Annotated in this window: 20 protein-coding genes; 11 read left to right on the plus strand and 9 right to left on the minus strand. The window is 69.5% G+C overall.

Annotated elements, in window-relative coordinates; genetic code table 11:
• Nucleotides 1-199: 199 nt before the first annotated feature.
• A complete protein-coding gene (locus ACSMXX_RS15140) occupies nucleotides 200-1,021 on the minus strand; it encodes an HAD family hydrolase (RefSeq protein WP_473184549.1) in 822 nt (273 codons plus the stop codon).
• A 230-nt stretch (nucleotides 1,022-1,251) separates the two neighbouring features.
• On the opposite strand from ACSMXX_RS15140, the gene ACSMXX_RS15145 reads away from it, so the two are divergent.
• The 3 genes from ACSMXX_RS15145 (at nucleotide 1,252) to ACSMXX_RS15155 (ending at nucleotide 3,999) form a co-directional block, all read left to right on the plus strand.
• The gene (locus ACSMXX_RS15145) at nucleotides 1,252-1,926 is read left to right on the plus strand and encodes a DUF2269 domain-containing protein (RefSeq protein ID WP_473184550.1); all 675 of its coding nucleotides are present in this window, start codon (nucleotides 1,252-1,254) and stop codon (nucleotides 1,924-1,926) included.
• A 298-nt stretch (nucleotides 1,927-2,224) separates the two neighbouring features.
• Nucleotides 2,225-2,662: a GNAT family N-acetyltransferase gene (locus ACSMXX_RS15150; protein WP_473184792.1), complete on the plus strand. Its 438-nt coding sequence runs from the start codon at nucleotides 2,225-2,227 to the stop codon at nucleotides 2,660-2,662.
• A gap of 206 nt (nucleotides 2,663-2,868) precedes the next feature.
• Complete coding sequence (locus ACSMXX_RS15155) at nucleotides 2,869-3,999, plus strand: restriction endonuclease (RefSeq protein ID WP_473184551.1); 1,131 nt, start codon at nucleotides 2,869-2,871, stop codon at nucleotides 3,997-3,999.
• Between the two features lie 144 nt (nucleotides 4,000-4,143).
• Here ACSMXX_RS15155 and ACSMXX_RS15160 read toward each other — a convergent pair whose 3' ends face one another.
• Entirely contained in the window at nucleotides 4,144-4,602 is a 459-nt protein-coding gene (locus ACSMXX_RS15160; protein WP_473184552.1) for a winged helix-turn-helix transcriptional regulator, read from the minus strand.
• 105 nt (nucleotides 4,603-4,707) lie between these two features.
• Between ACSMXX_RS15160 and ACSMXX_RS15165 the strand changes: the two genes are divergently transcribed.
• Nucleotides 4,708-5,067 (plus strand): DUF1304 domain-containing protein, encoded by a 360-nt coding sequence (locus ACSMXX_RS15165; protein WP_473184553.1) that lies wholly within the window; start codon nucleotides 4,708-4,710, stop codon nucleotides 5,065-5,067.
• 97 nt (nucleotides 5,068-5,164) lie between these two features.
• Here the strand turns inward: ACSMXX_RS15165 and ACSMXX_RS15170 are convergent, their stop codons facing one another.
• Nucleotides 5,165-6,016 carry an alpha/beta fold hydrolase gene (locus ACSMXX_RS15170; RefSeq protein WP_473184554.1) on the minus strand — a complete coding sequence of 284 codons (852 nt, stop codon included), beginning with the start codon at nucleotides 6,014-6,016 and terminating at the stop codon, nucleotides 5,165-5,167.
• Nucleotides 6,017-6,129: 113 nt separating this feature from the next.
• On the opposite strand from ACSMXX_RS15170, the gene ACSMXX_RS15175 reads away from it, so the two are divergent.
• A complete protein-coding gene (locus tag ACSMXX_RS15175; RefSeq protein WP_473184555.1) occupies nucleotides 6,130-6,681 on the plus strand; it encodes a CGNR zinc finger domain-containing protein in 552 nt (183 codons plus the stop codon).
• A gap of 183 nt (nucleotides 6,682-6,864) precedes the next feature.
• Here the strand turns inward: ACSMXX_RS15175 and bla are convergent, their stop codons facing one another.
• Nucleotides 6,865-7,812, minus strand: coding sequence for a class A beta-lactamase (gene bla / locus ACSMXX_RS15180; protein ID WP_473184556.1), 948 nt, complete (start codon nucleotides 7,810-7,812; stop codon nucleotides 6,865-6,867).
• A gap of 183 nt (nucleotides 7,813-7,995) precedes the next feature.
• On the opposite strand from bla, the gene ACSMXX_RS15185 reads away from it, so the two are divergent.
• From ACSMXX_RS15185 to ACSMXX_RS15195, 3 genes are all read left to right on the plus strand, one after another.
• Nucleotides 7,996-8,952, plus strand: a complete 957-nt coding sequence (locus ACSMXX_RS15185) for a LysR family transcriptional regulator (RefSeq protein ID WP_473184557.1) — start codon at nucleotides 7,996-7,998, stop codon at nucleotides 8,950-8,952.
• Between the two features lie 29 nt (nucleotides 8,953-8,981).
• Nucleotides 8,982-9,857 (plus strand): serine hydrolase, encoded by an 876-nt coding sequence (locus ACSMXX_RS15190; protein WP_473184793.1) that lies wholly within the window; start codon nucleotides 8,982-8,984, stop codon nucleotides 9,855-9,857.
• A 146-nt stretch (nucleotides 9,858-10,003) separates the two neighbouring features.
• Nucleotides 10,004-10,570 (plus strand): dihydrofolate reductase family protein, encoded by a 567-nt coding sequence (locus ACSMXX_RS15195; RefSeq protein ID WP_473184558.1) that lies wholly within the window; start codon nucleotides 10,004-10,006, stop codon nucleotides 10,568-10,570.
• A 105-nt stretch (nucleotides 10,571-10,675) separates the two neighbouring features.
• Here the strand turns inward: ACSMXX_RS15195 and dnaB are convergent, their stop codons facing one another.
• On the minus strand, nucleotides 10,676-13,135 hold the full coding sequence (gene dnaB, locus ACSMXX_RS15200) for a replicative DNA helicase (RefSeq protein WP_473184559.1): 2,460 nt from the start codon (nucleotides 13,133-13,135) through the stop codon (nucleotides 10,676-10,678).
• Between the two features lie 484 nt (nucleotides 13,136-13,619).
• Here dnaB and ACSMXX_RS15205 point away from each other — a divergent pair, with 484 nt between their 5' ends.
• The gene (locus ACSMXX_RS15205) at nucleotides 13,620-14,960 is read left to right on the plus strand and encodes an MATE family efflux transporter (protein ID WP_473184560.1); all 1,341 of its coding nucleotides are present in this window, start codon (nucleotides 13,620-13,622) and stop codon (nucleotides 14,958-14,960) included.
• 190 nt (nucleotides 14,961-15,150) lie between these two features.
• Here the strand turns inward: ACSMXX_RS15205 and rplI are convergent, their stop codons facing one another.
• The 4 genes from rplI to rpsF form a co-directional block, all read right to left on the minus strand.
• Nucleotides 15,151-15,597 (minus strand): 50S ribosomal protein L9, encoded by a 447-nt coding sequence (gene rplI, locus ACSMXX_RS15210; protein WP_473184561.1) that lies wholly within the window; start codon nucleotides 15,595-15,597, stop codon nucleotides 15,151-15,153.
• A gap of 18 nt (nucleotides 15,598-15,615) precedes the next feature.
• Nucleotides 15,616-15,852 carry a 30S ribosomal protein S18 gene (gene rpsR, locus ACSMXX_RS15215; RefSeq protein WP_241059930.1) on the minus strand — a complete coding sequence of 79 codons (237 nt, stop codon included), beginning with the start codon at nucleotides 15,850-15,852 and terminating at the stop codon, nucleotides 15,616-15,618.
• A 77-nt stretch (nucleotides 15,853-15,929) separates the two neighbouring features.
• On the minus strand, nucleotides 15,930-16,505 hold the full coding sequence (locus tag ACSMXX_RS15220) for a single-stranded DNA-binding protein (protein WP_473184562.1): 576 nt from the start codon (nucleotides 16,503-16,505) through the stop codon (nucleotides 15,930-15,932).
• A 142-nt stretch (nucleotides 16,506-16,647) separates the two neighbouring features.
• Entirely contained in the window at nucleotides 16,648-16,938 is a 291-nt protein-coding gene (rpsF, locus tag ACSMXX_RS15225; RefSeq protein ID WP_070009135.1) for a 30S ribosomal protein S6, read from the minus strand.
• Between the two features lie 234 nt (nucleotides 16,939-17,172).
• Here rpsF and ACSMXX_RS15230 point away from each other — a divergent pair, with 234 nt between their 5' ends.
• Complete coding sequence (locus ACSMXX_RS15230; protein ID WP_473184563.1) at nucleotides 17,173-17,475, plus strand: hypothetical protein; 303 nt, start codon at nucleotides 17,173-17,175, stop codon at nucleotides 17,473-17,475.
• A 324-nt stretch (nucleotides 17,476-17,799) separates the two neighbouring features.
• The gene (locus ACSMXX_RS15235) at nucleotides 17,800-18,162 is read left to right on the plus strand and encodes a UBP-type zinc finger domain-containing protein (protein WP_473184564.1); all 363 of its coding nucleotides are present in this window, start codon (nucleotides 17,800-17,802) and stop codon (nucleotides 18,160-18,162) included.
• Nucleotides 18,163-18,217: the final 55 nt, after the last annotated feature.

Here is an 18,217-nt window from a genome sequence, read left to right on the forward strand (position 1 = left end):
GCCTCGCCTCGAACTCCTACGTACAAGCTGCGCAGTCACGCATTAGGAACGTCGTTCTTGTGGTGCGGCCCCCTGACACCGACAGCGGGTTGTCGCCGTACCGCGCACGATGCGGACTCGACCATACCGTTATCACTTCGCCACACAAGTCCCGTCCGTACAGGGGGCGAATTACGTGACGTGCACCACTGAGAGGGAATTACGGACCTTTACGGACAAGTCCGTATGCCTCGCGAAGATCTTCCCCCTCGTACTCGGCCGACGCGAGACCCCGCAAATGACCGTCGCCGTTCACGGCCACCGACACGGGCACCGCAGCGAACAGCGCCGCATCCGACATCGAGTCGCCGTAAGCCACACATTCACTTCTCGAAACACCGAATTCCGCGCAGAGTTCATCCGCGATCCGCACCTTCGCCTCCGCCGAGAGAATCCCCGCCGGGTCCGGCGCCTCGCGGAAGGGGACGGCCGGCCAACGGGAACCGTAAGTGGCGTCCGCGCCCCCGCCTCGGCCGTTGGCGACGGAATCCGCGCGGAGGTCCGTAGAACCACCCGTACGCCTGCCTGTACGACTGCCCGCACGGCTGGCCGGACCTGCGGTGTCGGCCGCCGCGTCCGCCGCGTACGCGGCGCCGCGCGCCGTACGCGAAGGCGGAGCCTGAACAAGCAGGCGGCGCACGAAGAAGTCGGGCGAGAGCGATATGACGGCGGACCGCTCACCGCGTTCCCGTATCTCCTCCCATACTTCGCGAATCCCGGAAAGCCATGGGGCTTCCAGGAAAGCGGCGGTGACGTGATCCTCCGTCAGTTCCGACCACATCGCGCACGCACGTGCCGCGAAATCCGGCGGCGTCATTCCACCTGCGGCAAAGGCGAGTTCGAGTTCGCGGATCTCATCGTCCAGGCCGAGCTGATGCGAAATCTCCACCGCTGCGGACGAACCGTGGATCAACGTGCCGTCGAGATCGAAGAGATGGAGCCGGGACGGCCGGCCTGACGGAGCGGAGGGCGAAGAGGCCATGCGATCGATCGTAGTGACCTCCGATCGGCGGCGCCCCGACGCAGCTCACCGAGGGCGACGAGGGCGGCCGGGCGGACCGCCGGAGGCCGTCGCGGCGACCGCCGCAGCCGCGGAAGCCTATGCAGGCGAACGCGGGCTGCACGCGAAGCAGCCGTACTCGGCTGCGAGTAGAGCGAAGTACTCCCGCCGTAAGACGCGGTGGGCCGCGGCCGCCCGGCACCTTGTGGAACATGCCTCAGCTACCGCGTCTGCCGCGCCTGCCGCGCCCCGCAAGAAGAGCCGTCCTCGTCGCCCACGTCACCGTCTCGGTCGGCTGGCTCGGCATCTCGCTGTGCCTGCTGACCCTCGCGATCGCCGGCGCACGCGACCCGGACGCCCTCGCCGTACCCGCCAGCACGGCCATGAAGCTCTTCGCCGACTGGCTGCTGCTCCCCGTCGCACTGCTCTCCCTGACCACCGGGCTCGTGCTCTCCCTCGGCACATCGTGGGGACTGGCCAGGTACCGCTGGGTGTGGGTGAAGTTCTGGCTGACCCTCGCCGCGACCGGCCTCACCGTCTTCTCCTTCAGACCCGGAGCAGGCGAGGCCGCGGCGATGGCGGCCGCCGGCGAGACCGTACCGGCCACCGACCTCCTCATGCCGCCCGCCGTCTCCCTGTCGCTGTACGCCTTCCTCACGGCGGTCTCCGTGCTCAAGCCCTGGGGCCCGACCCGGCGCGGGCGCCGCCTGCGCGCAGCCCGTACGGGAAGGGCGGCTGCGGCCACCGGATCCACCGGATCCGCCGGGCCCGCCGGGTCCGCCGGGTCCCACGGCAACAGGCCAGACCACAGCGCGCCGCCCGGCGGCCAGGACGAGGGGAAATCCGGTGGCCGGGCGGCAGTCCCGTCAGCCAGCCTGAGCCCATGACGACGTCCTCAGGGGCCGGCAACGCCGCGGCCGCGGCCGCTCCGCGCCGAGCGTGCGCAGCGGGAAGCGGAATGTGCCGTGAGCGGCGACGTACGAGGTGACGCGGACCGCGTACCGAGAACCGGGGCCCATCGCCGCACAACCCGCACTCCCGCCCGCTTGTGCACTTTCCGACCGAGTCCAACCTCTGGCCAATACCGGGGCGTAAGCTGCGATCATGAGCACCGGGACCCCGCCCCCGTCATCAACGCCGTCGTCGGCGTCGTCGCCGTCCGCACCGGCTCCGGCGCCGATCACGATGCGGCGCGCGACCGCCGACGACGTACCGGCCCTCGTCTCCATGCTCGCCGACGACCACCTCGGCGCTCAGCGGGAGAGCCCCGACGAAACGGCCGTGTACCGCGAGGCGTTCGACCGCATCGACACTGACCCGAACCAGCACCTCGTGGTCGCAGAACGCGACGGACGGCCCATCGGCACCCTTCAACTCACCGTCATCCCCGGCCTGTCCAGGCGCGGCTCCACGCGCGCCCTCATCGAGGCGGTCCGCGTCCACGCCGACGCACGCGGCGACGGGCTCGGCAGCAGGCTGATCCAGTGGGCGATCGAGGAGGCCCGCCGCGAGGGCTGCGTCCTGGTCCAGCTCACCTCGGACGCAACCCGCATCGAGGCTCACCGCTTCTACGAGCGTCTCGGCTTCGAAGCGTCCCACCTGGGCTTCAAGATGCAGCTCTGATCACAGGTACTCAGAGACGCGGGAACCAGAAGTGCAGTAACGCACCCCGGACCGCCGCCCGTTCGGTTCGAATCGTTCGGTTCGAATCGCAAGAACGACCGCAATTCGAGCGTGTCTTCTCATTTCATGCGTCGTTGATCCCGACAGGGGTGGGATCAACGGGGATGCCCACTTGTGTCCGGGTCCGCCCGGTGGGGAGGGGTGTCATGGTGCACGAGGGCGCACTGCTGGAATCGCAGACGCTGCGGGCGTCCGTCGCGGAACGAACGGAAGCACTCGACAAGGTCAAGCTGCTCTCCTTGCTGCCCGACGGCCTGCACGTGACGACGCGCATGGTCGCCGACTACTTCGAGGTGACCGAACGCACTGTCAACAGGCTGATGCAGCGGCACCGCGAAGAGCTGACAGAGAACGGTATGCGTACGCTGCGCGGCTCTGAGCTGGAGCTTTTTAAGAGAGACACCCTGTCTCTCTTTCCCGAGAGTTATCCACAGCCCCGCTCCAACCTGGCTCTGTTCACTCGCCGCGCCGTCCTCAACGTCGCCATGCTGCTCCGCGACAGCGACGTCGCGAGGCGGGTCCGTACGTATCTGCTCGACGCCGAGCAGGCCGGCCGGACCGCGTCACCCACGCCCCCGACTGGCCCCCGTACCGGTCCAGGACCTGTGGACGAGTCCGTCGTCCACAGTCTCATCGCGTGGCTGGACGAGCGCATCGCGCAGAGTCTCGCGGAGCGGCACCCCCTGCGCTCGTCCGGTCCTCCCGGCGTGGACGAGACGCGGGTACGGCAGCTCGCGGAGGAGACCGTGCGCGGCGTCATCGGGCGGACGATCGTGCCCCTCCTCAACCAGGCCATCGAGTCCCAGCGTGAGCTGCGCCGCCAACTCGCGGAGAACGAGGCGGAGATGGTCCAGCTCAGACGCGTTCTGCGGGAGCACGAGGCGGCCGGTTCCATGGCGGCGCTGGATGCCATGAACGGGCGGGAGTTCGAACGGCACGTCGCCTGGCTGTGCCGCCGGGACGGCTGCGCCCAGGTCACCGTCACCGGCGGCCACGGCGACGCCGGCGCCGACGTCCTCGGCTACACCGCAGACGGCCGGCGCCTCGTCGTCCAGTGCAAGGCGCGCACCCCCTCCTCCAGCATCACCAGCGGCGATGTGCAGGGATTCATCGGCATGGCCAGGCTGGAGTACAAGGCCGACGTCGCCCTGCTCGTCGCCACGGCACCCTTCACCCGGGACGCCCTGCTGATGGCCGCGCGCCACGAGGTGACAGCCGTACACCGCGGCCTGCTGGAGGCGTGGAACAACGGCGCGAAGCTGCGCGTACTGGAGTGAACGTGCGGGGACCTGCAGCACCTGCAGGCCTGCGGGACCTACAGGGTCTGCCGGAGCCGCGACCTGACGAGCCGGTCGCGCGACCTGCGCCGGTGGCGGCGGTCCGGCGCCCCGCGTCCGGGGCGCCGGAAGCGCCCCGGACGCTCAAGTGCCCTCTGCCGTACCGGTGTCCGGGAGTGCCGCGTCACCGGGCGGCGGGGTGGTTTCCCCGCAGGAGGTGCATACGATCCCGGCGTCGAGCGGTCCTCCGCAGTCATGTGTGAAGGGCGTGGGGCCCACTGGTGCCCCCGGCACCCACCGCATGCCCCAGCGCATCAGGCCGAGCATGGCAGGCGCGAGTTCCCGGCCCGCCTGGGTGAGGTGGTATTCGTCCCGCGGCGGACGTTCGGAGTAGCGGACGCGCCGCAGCACACCGCCGTCTACAAGCGTGCGCAGCCGCGTGGAGAGTACGTCGCGGGGCGCTCCGGTGTTGCGGACGATGCCGTCGAAACGGTGCACGCCGTAGAACACCTCGCGCAGGGCCAGCAGTGACCACTTCTCACCGACCACGTTCAGCGCCGAAGCCAGCGAGCACTCCCGCGGGTTCACCTCTCGCCTCGTCATGACCACCACCCAACCAGTCTTGATTGGAAAATCAAACCCTCGTGTTAGAGTCCCGGCGTCCGAGTTGGTCGTGAATTCCAACTCACATACTCCCCGGAGGACTTCGTGCACACCGCCGCCGTCGCGCTCACCGCCCTGGTCGCCCTTCTCCACCTGGGCTTCCTGATACTGGAGATGTTCCTCTGGCGCACGCCCCGCGGCCGTGCCGTCTTCGGCACGACCCCGGAGTTCGCGGAGGAGTCGGCACCGCTCGCGGCCAACCAGGGCCTGTACAACGGCTTTCTGGCCGCGGGATTGATCTGGAGCCTGCTCGCATCCGAGCCGACCGGGTCCCAGGCGCGGATCTTCTTCCTCTGCTGCGTGGTCGTCGCCGGCGTCTACGGCGCGCTCACGGTCAGCCGCCGCATCGTCGTCGTCCAGGCCCTCCCGGCCGCCGCCGCCCTGGCCCTCACCCTCACCGCGTAACGCGTAACCCGTAACCCTCACCGCGTAGCCCTCACTGCCGCACGGCACTCACACTCGCCGCGCATCGAAGGGCACTTGCCGGGCCTCGCCGCCGCCCTCATGCGACCGGAACGGCCAGGAACTCCAGTAGCGCATCCGCGGTCGCCTGCGGATCGTCCTCCGCGATGAAGTGCCCCGCTCCCGCCACCCGCGCCTGGCGTGCGCCGGGTATGGCCGCCGCGAGCCGGTCCGCGGTGGAGGTGTCGAGCCATTCGTCCGCTGCGCCCCACAGCACGAGCGCGGGAACGGCGATCTGCCCCAGCCGGGCCGCGGCATGGCGCGTGTCCTCGAAGCTGACGCTCGACACCTGGTCGATCCAGCGGCTCTGGCCGTCGGTTCCGGCCCAGGGAGCGAGGTAGGCGTCGGCGGTTTCGCCGGACATCGGGCGATGGGTGGCGGTGCGGAGACGACCGGCGATCAGCTCATGGAAGATCTCGGTGGGCATGGTGCGGTAGACGTCCGCGTGACGCTGCATGTGCTCGGTGAAGGGCGTGTTCCAGGGGCCGAGGACCGCCGCGTCCAGGAACGCGAGCCGGCCGGCGCGTACGCCCTCGGTCAGGTGGGCGCGCGCCACGATCCCTCCGCCGATGTCGTGCCCGACCAGGGTGGGCGCCTCCAGGCCCCAGTGCCCGACGAGTTCGGCCAGTGTGCGCGCCTGTTCGGCGATGGAGGGACGGACTCCCGGGCGGAGCCTGGAGTCGCCGAAACCGAGCAGGTCCCATACGTGGACGGTGTGCGTCCGCGCCAGCAGAGGAGCGACCTCGCGCCACAGGAACGACCATGCCGGAGTGCCGTGGACGAGAACCACCGGCGGCCCTTCCCCGAAGACGTCCATGGCGACCTCACCGCCGCTGACGCGCACCCGCTGGCGAAGTCCCCACATCCGTGGACGCCTTGTACTCGTGGTCATACGGCACTCCCAACCAGGCATAGGCTAAGGGGTATAGTCTGTGTTCTCCAGTTACAGTAGCAGCGAGGTAAGGCTTGAAGGTCTCTTTTTCCAATTACGCCCTTGGGGCCGGGGTGGCGACCGCCCTCGTCAACACCGCTCCGGAGGTGCGGAGAAGCACCGGCGAGGCCCTGCGCACCCCCGCAGACCTCACGCGCTTCCTCGACGAACACGGCGTGGGCGGCTCTCCCGGGCCGCTGACGGCAGCCGCCCGTCCGACCGACGACGACCTCCGGCGGGTGCACGCCCTCCGCGCCGAGCTCCGCGGCATCCTGGAGACGCACGCCGAGGATCATGCGGTCGACGCGGCGAACACCCTCGTGACGCGTGCGGGCAGCAGGCCGGTGCTGCTACGGGACGCCGAGGACGGCCCATGGCAGTGGTATGCCGCGACCTCCCAGCAGGCGTCCCTCGCCGAGGAGTTGGCCGTCCTCACGGCCGCGGGCGTACTCGGCGTGATCCACACCTTGAGCCACAGCCGCTTCCGCAGCTGCACCTCCTCCACGTGCGAGGGCATGTTCATCGACACCAGCCGTGCCGGCCGCCGCCGCTACTGCACTCCGGACGTGTGCGGCAACCGCCTCAACGTCGCCAACCACCGGGCACGGCGACGGGCGGGTGCCTGAGGCCGGGCCGGCCACCCGCGGGCCGGCCCGGTGCCGCCTTCGGCACCGCCGTGCGAGGTGAGCGCCTCCACGAACGGCGGTCGCGGCGCCGGCAGCCCCCAGGGGCAGTGCCACCTCACGGACAACGGCACCTCACGGGCAACGCCACCTCACGGGCAACGCCTCCCGCGCCGGGGGTTCCTGTTACCGCAGCGTGCCGGCGACGACCGACGCCGCTTTCGCGATCAGTTCGTCGTCGAAGTCCGCATCCCGTTCCTTGCGGTGCGACAAGATCGCGACGACGATCGGGGCGCCGCCGGGAGGCCGGATCACGGCGATGTCGTTGCGCCCGCCGTAGCTGCCGCTTCCGGTCTTGTCGCCGACCTCCCAGTCCTCGGGCACTCCTGCCCTGATGAGTTCGTCCCCCGTGGTGTTGGTCCGCAGCCACTCGGTGAGCTGCTTGCGGTCACCCTTGCCGAGGACGTCCCCCAGGACGTACGCCCGCAGATCCTCTGCCAGTGCCCGCGGCGTGCTCGTGTCACGCGTCGAGCCCGGAGTCCATCGGCTCAGCTGCGGCTCGCGGCGTTCCATCCGTGTCACGTCGTCGCCGATGTCCTCAAGTGCCGCGTCGAGCCCCTTGGGCCCGCCGAGCACATCGAAGAGCAGATTTGCCGCGGTGTTGTCGCTGTAGCGGACGGCGGCGTCGCACAACTCGTCCAGAGTCATCCCGGTGCCCACGTGCTTCTCGGTCACGGGAGAGTGGGCGACCAGATCGTCCCTGGAGTAATGGATCACCCGGTCCATGCCGTCCTGGGAGTACTTGCGCAGTACCGCCCCGGCGGCCAGGGCCTTGAACGTGGAGTTGTACGCGAACCGCCGGCCGTCGTTGTAGGCCACCTCGCGTCCGCTGCCGGTGTCGACGGCGTAAACACCGAGCCGCGCCTCGAACTCCCGCTCCAGTCCCTCGAATTCTCGGTCGTACGGCTTCTCCTCCGAACCCGACCCGGTCGTCGCGGCGGACGACGAGGACGACGGCGACGACCGGGACGACGAGTCCGCGGACCCGCCCTCCCCGCAGCCCACGACCGGCACGAGGGCGAGCACCGCGAGCGCACCGGCAACGGCGCGAAGGGGCGCACGAGTCTGCTGCATTGATCCGAACCTCCCGGACGGGGCGCCCCGCACGCAGGGCGCATCACAGGATGGAGCGAGCAACCCGGCCCATCCCGGTACGTGGTCGTGAGTGAGTGCCGGAACCAACCTCACCGGCGGCCGGCCATGCAGTCCAATACACTTCGGCGCCGTTCCATGCCGATCCGTCATAGAGTCACGGGTGTGGATCTTGTGGGAGCGTGTCGCGCGTTCGTCAGTGTCAGCGAGCACGGCGGTTTCACCGTCGGTGCGGACGCCGCCCGGATGTCCCAGCCCGTTGCCAGCCGTCGTATCGCCGCCCTGGAAGAACGCTTCGGTGAGCAGCTGTTCGAGCGCACGTCGCGCCGAGCCGTCCTCACGTCCTTCGGCCGGGACATGCTGCCGGCCGCACGGCAACTCGTGCACGCAGCCGATGTGCTGCTGCACGAAGCAGAGGCCGCCCAGCGCAAACCGTGGCGGCTGGCGATGCCCGCCGTCTGCCCGGCAGCCGGTCTCGCCCGTCTCGTCGCCGAAGCACGAGCCCACGCAGTCACGCTCGAAATCCGCGTCGCGACACCGGCTCAGCGCCAGGAACTCGTCCACTCCCAGCAGGGGGCAGGGGCATCCGGGGCGCCGGCCGGGAGAGCGCACGCCACCCTGCTCGCGGTGCCGCCCGGCGAGGCCACATGGTCGGTACCCCTCGGTCTCGCCGGTGCCCGGGATCCCGGAGTGAAGCGCCTGTACGTCGAAACCTTGCGCACCGGACGCACCACCACCGGCCCGGCCTCCCGTATCTGGATACAACCGGAGGACGATGTGCCGCACATCCGCGACCCGCTGACGCGACTGCGCGACGCGGTCGGACTGCGGCCCGCACAGCTCGCCACCACCGACGACCTGACGCGTGCCGCTGCCGAAGTCCTCTGCACACGCGACCTGTTGCTGTGCTCCCCCGCACAGGCCGCGGAATTCGCCCTGAACTGGCGGCCCATCGGCGAAATCACGCTCAGCCGCGGGTACGCCCTCGCAGCCGCGGACGGCCATCCGCAGCGCATCGAAGCACGCCTCGGCGCGGCACTCGCCCGCTGCCTCGGAGCGCAGCCCCGAACCGACGCCCCCGACACCACAGCAGAAGCGGCAGTCGAAGGTGCGGCGAAGTGAGCACAGAGGCCCAGGCCCTGCTGCACGACATGCGCCGGCAACTCCACGACGGAGGCCTGCACGCCTGCCTGCTCGTACGGGATCTGCACACGCGAGACGAGCTGAGCATCGAACCGGACACCCAGCTACCCTCCGCTTCCCTGGTCAAGATCCCACTCGCGCTCGCGACCGCCGAGCGCATCCGACGGGGCGAACTCGACGGTGCCACCATGCTCGACGTACGACCCGGACGGATCACCACACCCGGTCCGACCGGCCTCAGCCGGTTCCGCCACGGCGCCCGGGTCGCGGTGGACGACCTGCTCTACCTGAGCACGTGCGTGAGCGACGGGACCGCCGCAGACGTGTTGTTCGACCTCACCCCGCCCGCCCAGGTCGCCGGCATCCTCCACGAACTCGGCATCCACGGCATCACCGTCCGGCACGGCATGCACGAACTGTCCGACACCCCAGTGGAACGATTCGGCACCGACCAGGCCCACCTCGCCCACGCCCTCGCCATCGAAGCCGGCACCGGCGGCCGCGGACACCGAGTGCCGCAGCTCGACACCACCCGCGCCAACACCGGCAGCGCACGCTCCTACGCCGACCTGCTCCAGTCCCTGTGGACACCGTCGACGATCCACCCGGAAGTCGCCGAGCGCGTACGCGGCCTCATGGCGCACAACGTCCACCGGCACCGCCTCGCCCCGGACTTCAGCACCGACGCCACCAACTGGTCCTCCAAGACCGGCACTCTCCTCAACCTCCGCCACGAAATCGGAGTCGTCGAGCACTCCGACGGCCAGGCCTTCGCGGTCGCCGTCCTCACCGAGTCACTCGTACCCGCCGGAACCCAGCCCGGCGCCGACGCCCTCATGGCCCAAGTGGCCCGCAGCCTCCGCGACCACCTGCGGCAGCTCTAGCGCGGCCTGGAGCGGTGCTGACCTGAGCAGGACGGGCAACGCTGAGCCCCGAGCACGAGGGCTACCGGCGAGCCAGATCGCGCACCGATGAGTTCCCGCACCGCGCTGGTCTATACGCCGGACACCCACGGACGGAAGGCTGGGCCATGCGGAAGCTGATCTACGGCATGAACCTGACCCTGGACGGCTACATCGCCGCCGCCTGCGACGACATCGGCTGGGGCGGACCGCCGAGCGACGAGCTGTTCCAGTGGTGGCTCGACCACGAGCAGGCGAGTGGCCTGTCGCTGTACGGTCGCAAGCTGTGGGAGACGATGAGCTCCCACTGGCCGACCGGCGACCAGCAGCCCAACGCCACCCCGGCGGAGATCGAGTTCGCGCGGAACTGGCGGGACACGCCGAAGGTGGTGTTCTCCTCGACGATCGACAAGGTCGACTGGAACACCCGCCTGGTCACCGGCGACGCGATCGCCGAGATCACCCGGCTCAAGGCCGGGGACGGCGGCCCGATGAACATCGGCGGCGCAACGCTCGCCGCGGCGGCCATGCGCGCCGGGCTGATCGACGAGTACCAGATCGCCGCCCATCCGGTCCTGGTGGGCGGCGGCACGCCGTTCTTCACCGCGCTGGACAGCTGGGTGAACCTGAACCTGCTGGAGACGCGGACGTTTCCCGGCGGCGTGGTCCTGACCAGGTACGAGACGAAGCGCTGAGCAGCAGCACCCCAGGCGCTGGTCTCACGCTGAGGTCGTATACGACGTCGGTACGACACGGCCCGTGAGACTCCGACATCAGCCGCGAGACCCTGCAACCGAGGTCTACGTCTGAGCCATGTCCACGAAGCGCGAGTAGTGACCCTGGAAAGCAACCGTGATCGTCGCTGTCGGACCGTTGCGGTGCTTCGCCACGATCAAGTCCGCCTCGCCCGCACGCGGCGACTCCTTCTCGTACGCATCCTCACGGTGCAGCAGAACGACCATATCGGCATCCTGTTCGATCGAACCCGACTCGCGAAGGTCGGAGACCATCGGCTTCTTGTCCGTGCGCTGCTCCGGACCACGGTTGAGCTGCGAGAGCGCAATCACCGGAACCTCCAGCTCCTTCGCGAGCAGCTTCAGATTCCGGGACATCTCCGAGACCTCCTGCTGACGGCTCTCCGGACGCCGCGAACTGCCCGTCTGCATCAGCTGGAGATAGTCGATCACCACCAGCTTCAGATCGTTCCGCTGCTTCAGCCGGCGGCACTTCGCACGGATCTCCATCATCGACAGATTCGGCGAATCATCGATGTACAGCGGCGCCTCCGTCACCTGCGGCATCTGACGCGCCAGCCGCGTCCAGTCCTCGTCCGTCATCGAACCCGACCGCATGTGATGCAGCGCCACCCGCGCCTCCGCCGAGAGCAGCCGCATCGCGATCTCGTTGCGCCCCATCTCCAGCGAGAAGATCACGCTCGGCATGTTGTGCCGCACGGAGCACGCCCGCGCGAAGTCCAGCGCGAGAGTGGAGTTGTGAGTGGGGATCATGGACCGGGTCGCAAGGTACAGGTGGCCTGGATTGTCCACCTGTACGCACCGGACGGGCACGGAGTCGATTTCCTCGACGTCCTTGATGAACCGCTGCTTCAGTCCCCGCGCCCCCGGGCGGCGCCGCTCTTCGTGCATCTTCTGCTTGCGGCGCAGCCGGAACACCTCGTCGTCGGTGGTGAAGGTGATGACGTAGCAGGTCGAGGACTCCGGCGACCGCCCCTTGACCTGCTTGGCCACCGTCCCGCACCGGTAGCCGAGGCTCATCAGCAGCTCATGGAATCCATCGGCGAGGTCGCGGTTCGTGACGGCGAACTGGACCGAACCCGTCCGGCTCACGGTGCCGTCGGTGTCGAGAAGACCGGCGAGCAGCGCACGCCGCTGCGAGACCGAACCCCGCAAGTATTCCTGGGGGATGTGCTTGTCGCCCACGACAACCGCGTCGCTGGATCCGTCCCCCAGTCGGCAACCCAGCGTGTACGGCGGAACAGGAAGCTCCCGCTCCGGAAGGTCGAGCGCCGCGGCGGTCCGTACGGAGTGGTTCGCACGCTGATCTGACGTGACACAACGAACGGTCTCCGCAATCTCCTTGGTGGTCTTCACCGACTCGGAGGCCTGCTGCGTACGTACTTTGCCGGAGGCGGCGGCCTGAGCCGACTTGCGCGAGGCGCGGGTGCCGGTGAGCCACTGGTGGTCCGCGTCGGCGATGACGGTCGCACCGTCGTCGAAGGTGATCCTGTAGCAGGGGCGGCCGTACATGACTTCGGTCGCCGCGACGACACGGGTCGGCCTACCGTCCGCGTCGAGGAGAAGGTCGCCCTCACGGACATCCTTCATGGTGGTCCACCCGTCGGGCGCGGGCAGCGGCGTATCGAGCGCCAGCGCCTTGCCCATGGCCGGCCTCGCCGCGATGACGATCATCTGGCCCGGGTGCAGCCCGTTCGTCAGCGAGTCCAGGTCGGTGAAGCCCGTGGGCACACCCGTCATCTGGCCGCTGCGCGAACCGATCGCCTCGATCTCGTCGAGGGCGCCCTCCATGATGTCGCCGAGCGGCAGGTAGTCCTCCGACGTGCGCTGCTCGGTGACCGAATAGATCTCCGACTGGGCGGAGTTGACGATGTCGTCGACGTCGCCGTCGGCCGCGTATCCCATCTGCGTGATACGCGTGCCCGCCTCGACGAGCCGGCGCAGCACCGCGCGCTCGTGGACGATCTCCGCGTAGTACTCGGCGTTGGCGGCCGTGGGGACGGTCTGTACGAGCGAGTGGACGTAGCCCGGGCCGCCGACGCGGCTGATCTCGCCGCGCCGGGTGAGTTCGGCGGTGACGGTAATGGGGTCGGCCGGCTCGCCCTTGGCGTAGAGGTCGAGGATCGCCTCGTAGACGGTTTCGTGCGCGGGGCGATAGAAGTCGTGGCCCTTGAGCACTTCGACGACGTCGGCGATGGCGTCCTTGGAGAGCATCATGCCGCCGAGCACGGACTGTTCGGCTTCGAGGTCCTGCGGCGGTACGCGCTCGAAGGAGACGGGTGCGGGCACCGCCCCGTGTGCATCCGCACCGCGATCGTGCCGCTCGGCGTGCCCGTTCGCGTGTCCGGGCCCGTTCCCGTGTCCGTGCCCGTTCCCGGGGCCGCTCTGCCCGGCCTGCCTGCTGCGGGCGGCGGGAAGGCGCTCGGTGTGCGCGGGGCGCGTGGCACCGCGGGAGCCCGGGTCCGCCGCCCAGGCGTCCTCGACGTGTTCGGGCTGCTGAGTCACGCGTCCACCTCCTCCCCGTCCGGTGACCGTCCATCACTCACGACCGGACCTGACCGCAGTGCCCCTCTTTCTTACGGCACGGCTCTGACAATGGGCCGCCCGGCTCCGCATCGGCGCGTCGACGCAACGGAGTTGACGAGGGGTTCGGGGGCGGACGACGACCCACGTTATGGCGCCGGGAGGCGTCAGCCAATCTTGTTATCCACAGGGTGATGTGGACGGGATACGGGTTTCTGTGGAGAAGACCGCGAAAGCTGTGTACGGCTCAGGGGACAGCCCTGTGGAGAAGTCCTGCCCCGTCCGTCCCGACCACCCCTGACCTGTGACGACGGTGTCCACCGCCTGTGCGGGGAAAAAACTTGGCCCTGGAGCCGGGATCGTTACGCAGCTTGGCGCACAGTTGCCGCACACGCACACGAGCCGCACAGCCGTAATAGACAGAAGCGCCTTGCAACCATTACCTGTGGATGCTTGGATCGAACCCATGAGCGACCCTGCTGCCACGCGCACCACCATGCGGCGCCACGACCGCGAAATCGTCGCGCTCGCACTGCCCGCCTTCGGCGCCCTCGTCGCCGAACCACTCTTCGTGATGGTGGACAGTGCCGTCGTCGGGCACTTGGGCACCCCGCAGTTGGCCGGACTCGGAGTGGCCGCGGCGCTGCTGCAGACAGGCGTCAACATCTTCGTCTTCCTCGCATACGCCACAACCGCCGCCGTCGCACGCCGCGTCGGTGCCGGTGATCTGCCCGCGGCCATCCGCCAGGGCATGGACGGCATCTGGCTCGCCCTTCTGCTCGGACTGGCCGTGATCGTCGTGGTGCTGCCGGGTGCTCCGGCGCTGGTGGACGTCTTCGGCGCGTCCGGGACCGCGGCACCGCACGCCGTGACGTATCTGCGCATCAGCGCGCTCGGCATACCCGCCATGCTCGTCGTGCTCGCGGCGACGGGCGTGCTGCGGGGCCTGCAGGACACCAGGACGCCGCTCTATGTGGCGGTCGGCGGTTTCTCGGCCAACGCCGCGCTGAACGTGCTGCTCGTGTACGGGTTCGGACTGGGCATCGCGGGTTCCGCCTGGGGGACGGTGCTGGCGCAGTGGGCGATGGCCGCGGTGTATCTGTTCGTCGTGGTGCGGGGCGCACGGCGGCACGGTGCTTCGCTGCGTCCCGACGCGGCGGGCATCCGCGCGTGCGCGCAGGCGGGTGCGCCGCTGCTGATCCGTACGTTGTCGCTGCGTGCCGTGCTGATGATCGCGACGGCGGTGGCGGCACGGCTGGGCGACGCGGACATAGCGGCGCATCAGATAGCGCTGACACTCTGGTCGTTGCTGGCGTTCGCGCTGGACGCGATCGCGATCGCGGGACAGGCGATCATCGGCCGGTATCTGGGTGCCGGCGACGAGGCGGGTGCGCGTGCGGCGTGCCGTCGGATGGTGCAGTGGGGCGTCGTTTCGGGTGTGGTGCTGGGGCTGCTGGTCGTGGCGGCGCGGCCGTTCTTCATGCCGCTGTTCACGTCGGACGGTGCGGTGATCGAGCAGCTGACGCCCGCGTTGCTGGTTGTGGCGCTGACGCAGCCGGTCGCCGGTGTGGTGTTCGTGCTGGACGGGGTGCTGATGGGTGCGGGGGACGGCCCGTATCTGGCGGGGGCGATGCTGGTGACTCTGGCGGTGTTCGCGCCGGTGGCGCTGCTGGTTCCGGTGGCGGGGGGTGGCCTGACGGCGCTCTGGTGGGCGGTCGCGGGCGTGATGATGGGGGTGCGTCTGGTGACGCTGTGGCTGCGTGCCCGCTCTGGCCGGTGGGTCGTGACGGGTGCCGTACGGGCCTGACCGGCGGTTCGGCGGCCGGCGCGGGTGCGGGTGCGGGCGTGTGATGAGACGACGGAGGGCCGTACCCCTGTTTCCAGGAGTACGGCCCTCCGCTTGTGCCGTTGCCGGCCAGTCCGTCAGCCGTCCGCCCTTCAGCCGTGACGGCTGGTCAGGCGGCCCGACAGTCCAGCTGTTGAAGCCGTTGAGGCGTTCAGGCCGGGACGACCTCGACGTCGACCTTGGCGGCGACGTCGGCGTGCAGGCGCACCGAGACCTGGTGCGAGCCCAGGGTCTTGATGGGCGCGCCCACCTCGATGCGGCGCTTGTCGATCTCCGGCCCGCCCGCGTCCTTGACGGCGCCGGCGATGTCGGCCGGGGTGACGGATCCGAAGAGCCGGCCCTGGTCGCCCGCCCGTACCTTCAGACGCACGTTGACGCCTTCAAGCCGGGTCTTGACCTCGTTGGCCTGCTCGATCGTCGCGATCTCGTGGATCTTGCGGGCGCGGCGGATCTGCTCGACGTCCTTCTCCCCGCCCTTCGTCCACCGGATGGCGACGCGGCGCGGGATCAGGTAGTTGCGGGCGTAGCCGTCGCGTACCTCGACGACGTCGCCCGCGCCGCCGAGGCCGGACACCTCGTTGGTCAGGATGATCTTCATCTGTCGGTCACCCTTCCCTTATCGAGCAGTCGAGGTGTAGGGCAGCAGCGCCATCTCACGGCTGTTCTTGACGGCCGTGGCGACGTCGCGCTGGTGCTGGGTGCAGTTGCCGGTGACCCTGCGGGCACGGATCTTGCCGCGGTCGGAGATGAACTTCCGCAGCAGGTTCGTGTCCTTGTAGTCGACGTAGGTGATCTTCTCCTTGCAGAACACGCAAACCTTCTTCTTGGGCTTGCGAGCAGGCGGCTTCGCCATGTCTCTCTCCGTTGAGTTTCAAGAAGTGTGCAGCTGTCTGGCCCCGCCCCGGCCGGTACGCGCGTGTGCGCTCCCGGTCAGAAGGGGGGCTCGTCCGAGTAGCCGCCGCCGGAGCCGCCGCCCCAGCCGCCTCCGCCGCCTCCGCCCTGGCCGCCGCCGGCCGGTGCGCCGGTGGCCCACGGGTCGCCCGCGGGTGCGCCGCCGCCCTGCTGGCCGCCGCCGCCCTGGCCGCCGCCCCAGCCGCCGCCACCCTGGCCGCCGCCGAAGCCGCCGCCCTGGGCGCCTCGGCCGCTGGTCTTGGTGATCTTCGCGGTGGCGTTGCGGAGGCTGGCGCCGACTTCGTCGACGTCCAGCTCGTAGACCGTGCGCTTGATTCCCTCGCGGTCTTCGTACGAGCGCTGCTTGAGGCGGCCCTGTACGACGACGCGCGTGCCCTTGGTGAGGGACTCGGCGACGTTCTCCGCCGCCTGCCGCCAGACCGAGCAGGTCAGGAAGAGGCTTTCGCCGTCCTTCCACTCGTTGGTCTGGCGGTCGAAGGTGCGGGGAGTGGACGCGACGCGGAACTTCGCGACCGCCGCACCGGAGGGGGTGAAGCGCAGCTCGGGGTCGTCGACAAGATTGCCGACGACCGTGATGACGGTCTCGCCTGCCATGGGGAACCTCTCGGCGGGTGCTGCTGGCTGCTTGTGGCTTCTGTGGCTCGTGCTGTGGCTTGCTGCTACTCGGTGTCCGGTCCTTCGTCCGTCCGCTGTGCCGTGGGTGCCGTGCGGCTCAGCCGCTGTGCGGCCCGGAGGCTCAGTGGGCGGAAGGGCGCAGGACCTTGGTCCGCAGGACCGACTCGTTCAGATTCATCTGACGGTCGAGTTCCTTGACGGTCGCAGGCTCGGCCTGCACGTCGATGACCGAGTAGATGCCCTCGGGCTTCTTGTTGATCTCGTAGGAGAGCCGGCGACGGCCCCAGGTGTCGATCTTCTCGACCTTGCCCTTGCTGTCCCGTACGACGGACAGGAAGTTCTCGATCAGCGGCGAGATCGCGCGCTCCTCGAGATCGGGGTCGAGGATCACCATCACCTCGTAGTGACGCATGTGGAACCCACCTCCTTCGGACTCGCGGCCACGGTCGTTCCGTGGCAGGAGGTTCGTGATGCGTTCCGCACCATGGGCCGCCTCGCTACGGGGGCGGCGGGTGCAGACCGTTCAGACTACCCGGCTTGAGCCTTCCGGTTGAAATCCGGGGGCAAGTCCCCTCAACCTGGACGCAACGGTGTGAGCGGCGTCACGAGGGCGCCGCCGATGCCGGCCTCTGTCAGGAGGTGCCGCATGGCACAGGCAGTACGGCACAACCCGGTCTCCATGCTCCTCGACGACGGCAGGGCTCATCCGCTTGAGAGCTCGCTCGCGGCGGTGACGGTCGTTCTGGGCGCGGTCGCGTTCCTGACGGCGCTGGTGTGGCCGGGGCTGCATGTGCTCAGCGCCTGGACGGGCCTGATCGGCATCGTCACGGGTGCCTGGGGGCAGTTCATCTCGGCCACGACGGGCGAGCGCTTCGCCTTGATCATCGGGCTGGGCGGGGCCGCCTTCGGCTTCTATCTGGGCATGGCGCACGGCGGTCTCCTCGCCTGAGGCGCCTTCCCGCTGCTGCTCGGCTGGGCTCCCCGGACTGCCGCGCTGTCCGCTCCTTCTGCGTTCTGCGGATGCCGCGAACGACCGTGGTGCCTACGCTTGCTGATGTCCGGCTGCGGGTCGCCGGTGTCCGGTCATCAGCCGATCGTGTGACGCCTCAGGCACGACCGGTGGCTCATGCTCCAGGGCTCACGGACTCACGGTGCCTACCGTGCTCACCGGCCCGGGTCATGAGCCCCGGTCCATGTCTGCCGCCGCGCTGTCCGTACGCAGGCGACCCGTACGCCCTTCGTCGCCAGGGGGGCGAGCGAGAGGAAGCTGCAGATGGCACAGCAGGACGGAATCCCGGGCATCGATCCTTCCGCGCAGCCGAGCGGTACGGGCTGCGTGGAGTGCTCCGCGGGCGACGGCCCGGGGTGGTGGTTCCATCTGAGGCGCTGCGCGGCGTGCGGGCACATCGGCTGCTGCGACTCCTCGCCCGGGCAGCACGCCACGTCGCACGCCCGGCAGGCGGGGCATCCCTTCCTGACCAGCTTCGAGCCGGGCGAGGACTGGTTCTGGAACGCGGAGACAGAGCAGGTCCACGAGGGCCCGCAGCTGGCTCCGCCCACGGCGCATCCGCAGTCGCAGCCCACTCCGGGTCCCGAGGGGATGGTCCCTGCGGACTGGCAGCGGCAGCTGCACTGACCGGGAACCGGCACCCATGCATAGGGCTCACTGAGCCCGGCCGCGCCGCCCCTTT

The sequence above is a fragment of the Streptomyces sp. DSM 116795 genome (genome assembly GCF_055792905.1).

Coding starts and splice junctions, on each gene's coding strand:
- ACSMXX_RS15140 (WP_473184549.1), bottom strand. CDS start 1,021: ATGGCCTCTTCGCCCTCCGCTCCGTCAGGCCGGCCGTCCCGGCTCCAT.
- ACSMXX_RS15145 (WP_473184550.1), top strand. CDS start 1,252: ATGCCTCAGCTACCGCGTCTGCCGCGCCTGCCGCGCCCCGCAAGAAGA.
- ACSMXX_RS15150 (WP_473184792.1), top strand. CDS start 2,225: ATGCGGCGCGCGACCGCCGACGACGTACCGGCCCTCGTCTCCATGCTC.
- ACSMXX_RS15155 (WP_473184551.1), top strand. CDS start 2,869: ATGGTGCACGAGGGCGCACTGCTGGAATCGCAGACGCTGCGGGCGTCC.
- ACSMXX_RS15160 (WP_473184552.1), bottom strand. CDS start 4,602: ATGACGAGGCGAGAGGTGAACCCGCGGGAGTGCTCGCTGGCTTCGGCG.
- ACSMXX_RS15170 (WP_473184554.1), bottom strand. CDS start 6,016: ATGACCACGAGTACAAGGCGTCCACGGATGTGGGGACTTCGCCAGCGG.
- bla (WP_473184556.1), bottom strand. CDS start 7,812: ATGCAGCAGACTCGTGCGCCCCTTCGCGCCGTTGCCGGTGCGCTCGCG.
- ACSMXX_RS15190 (WP_473184793.1), top strand. CDS start 8,982: ATGCGCCGGCAACTCCACGACGGAGGCCTGCACGCCTGCCTGCTCGTA.
- ACSMXX_RS15195 (WP_473184558.1), top strand. CDS start 10,004: ATGCGGAAGCTGATCTACGGCATGAACCTGACCCTGGACGGCTACATC.
- ACSMXX_RS15205 (WP_473184560.1), top strand. CDS start 13,620: ATGAGCGACCCTGCTGCCACGCGCACCACCATGCGGCGCCACGACCGC.
- rplI (WP_473184561.1), bottom strand. CDS start 15,597: ATGAAGATCATCCTGACCAACGAGGTGTCCGGCCTCGGCGGCGCGGGC.
- rpsR (WP_241059930.1), bottom strand. CDS start 15,852: ATGGCGAAGCCGCCTGCTCGCAAGCCCAAGAAGAAGGTTTGCGTGTTC.
- ACSMXX_RS15220 (WP_473184562.1), bottom strand. CDS start 16,505: ATGGCAGGCGAGACCGTCATCACGGTCGTCGGCAATCTTGTCGACGAC.
- rpsF (WP_070009135.1), bottom strand. CDS start 16,938: ATGCGTCACTACGAGGTGATGGTGATCCTCGACCCCGATCTCGAGGAG.
- ACSMXX_RS15230 (WP_473184563.1), top strand. CDS start 17,173: ATGGCACAGGCAGTACGGCACAACCCGGTCTCCATGCTCCTCGACGAC.
- ACSMXX_RS15235 (WP_473184564.1), top strand. CDS start 17,800: ATGGCACAGCAGGACGGAATCCCGGGCATCGATCCTTCCGCGCAGCCG.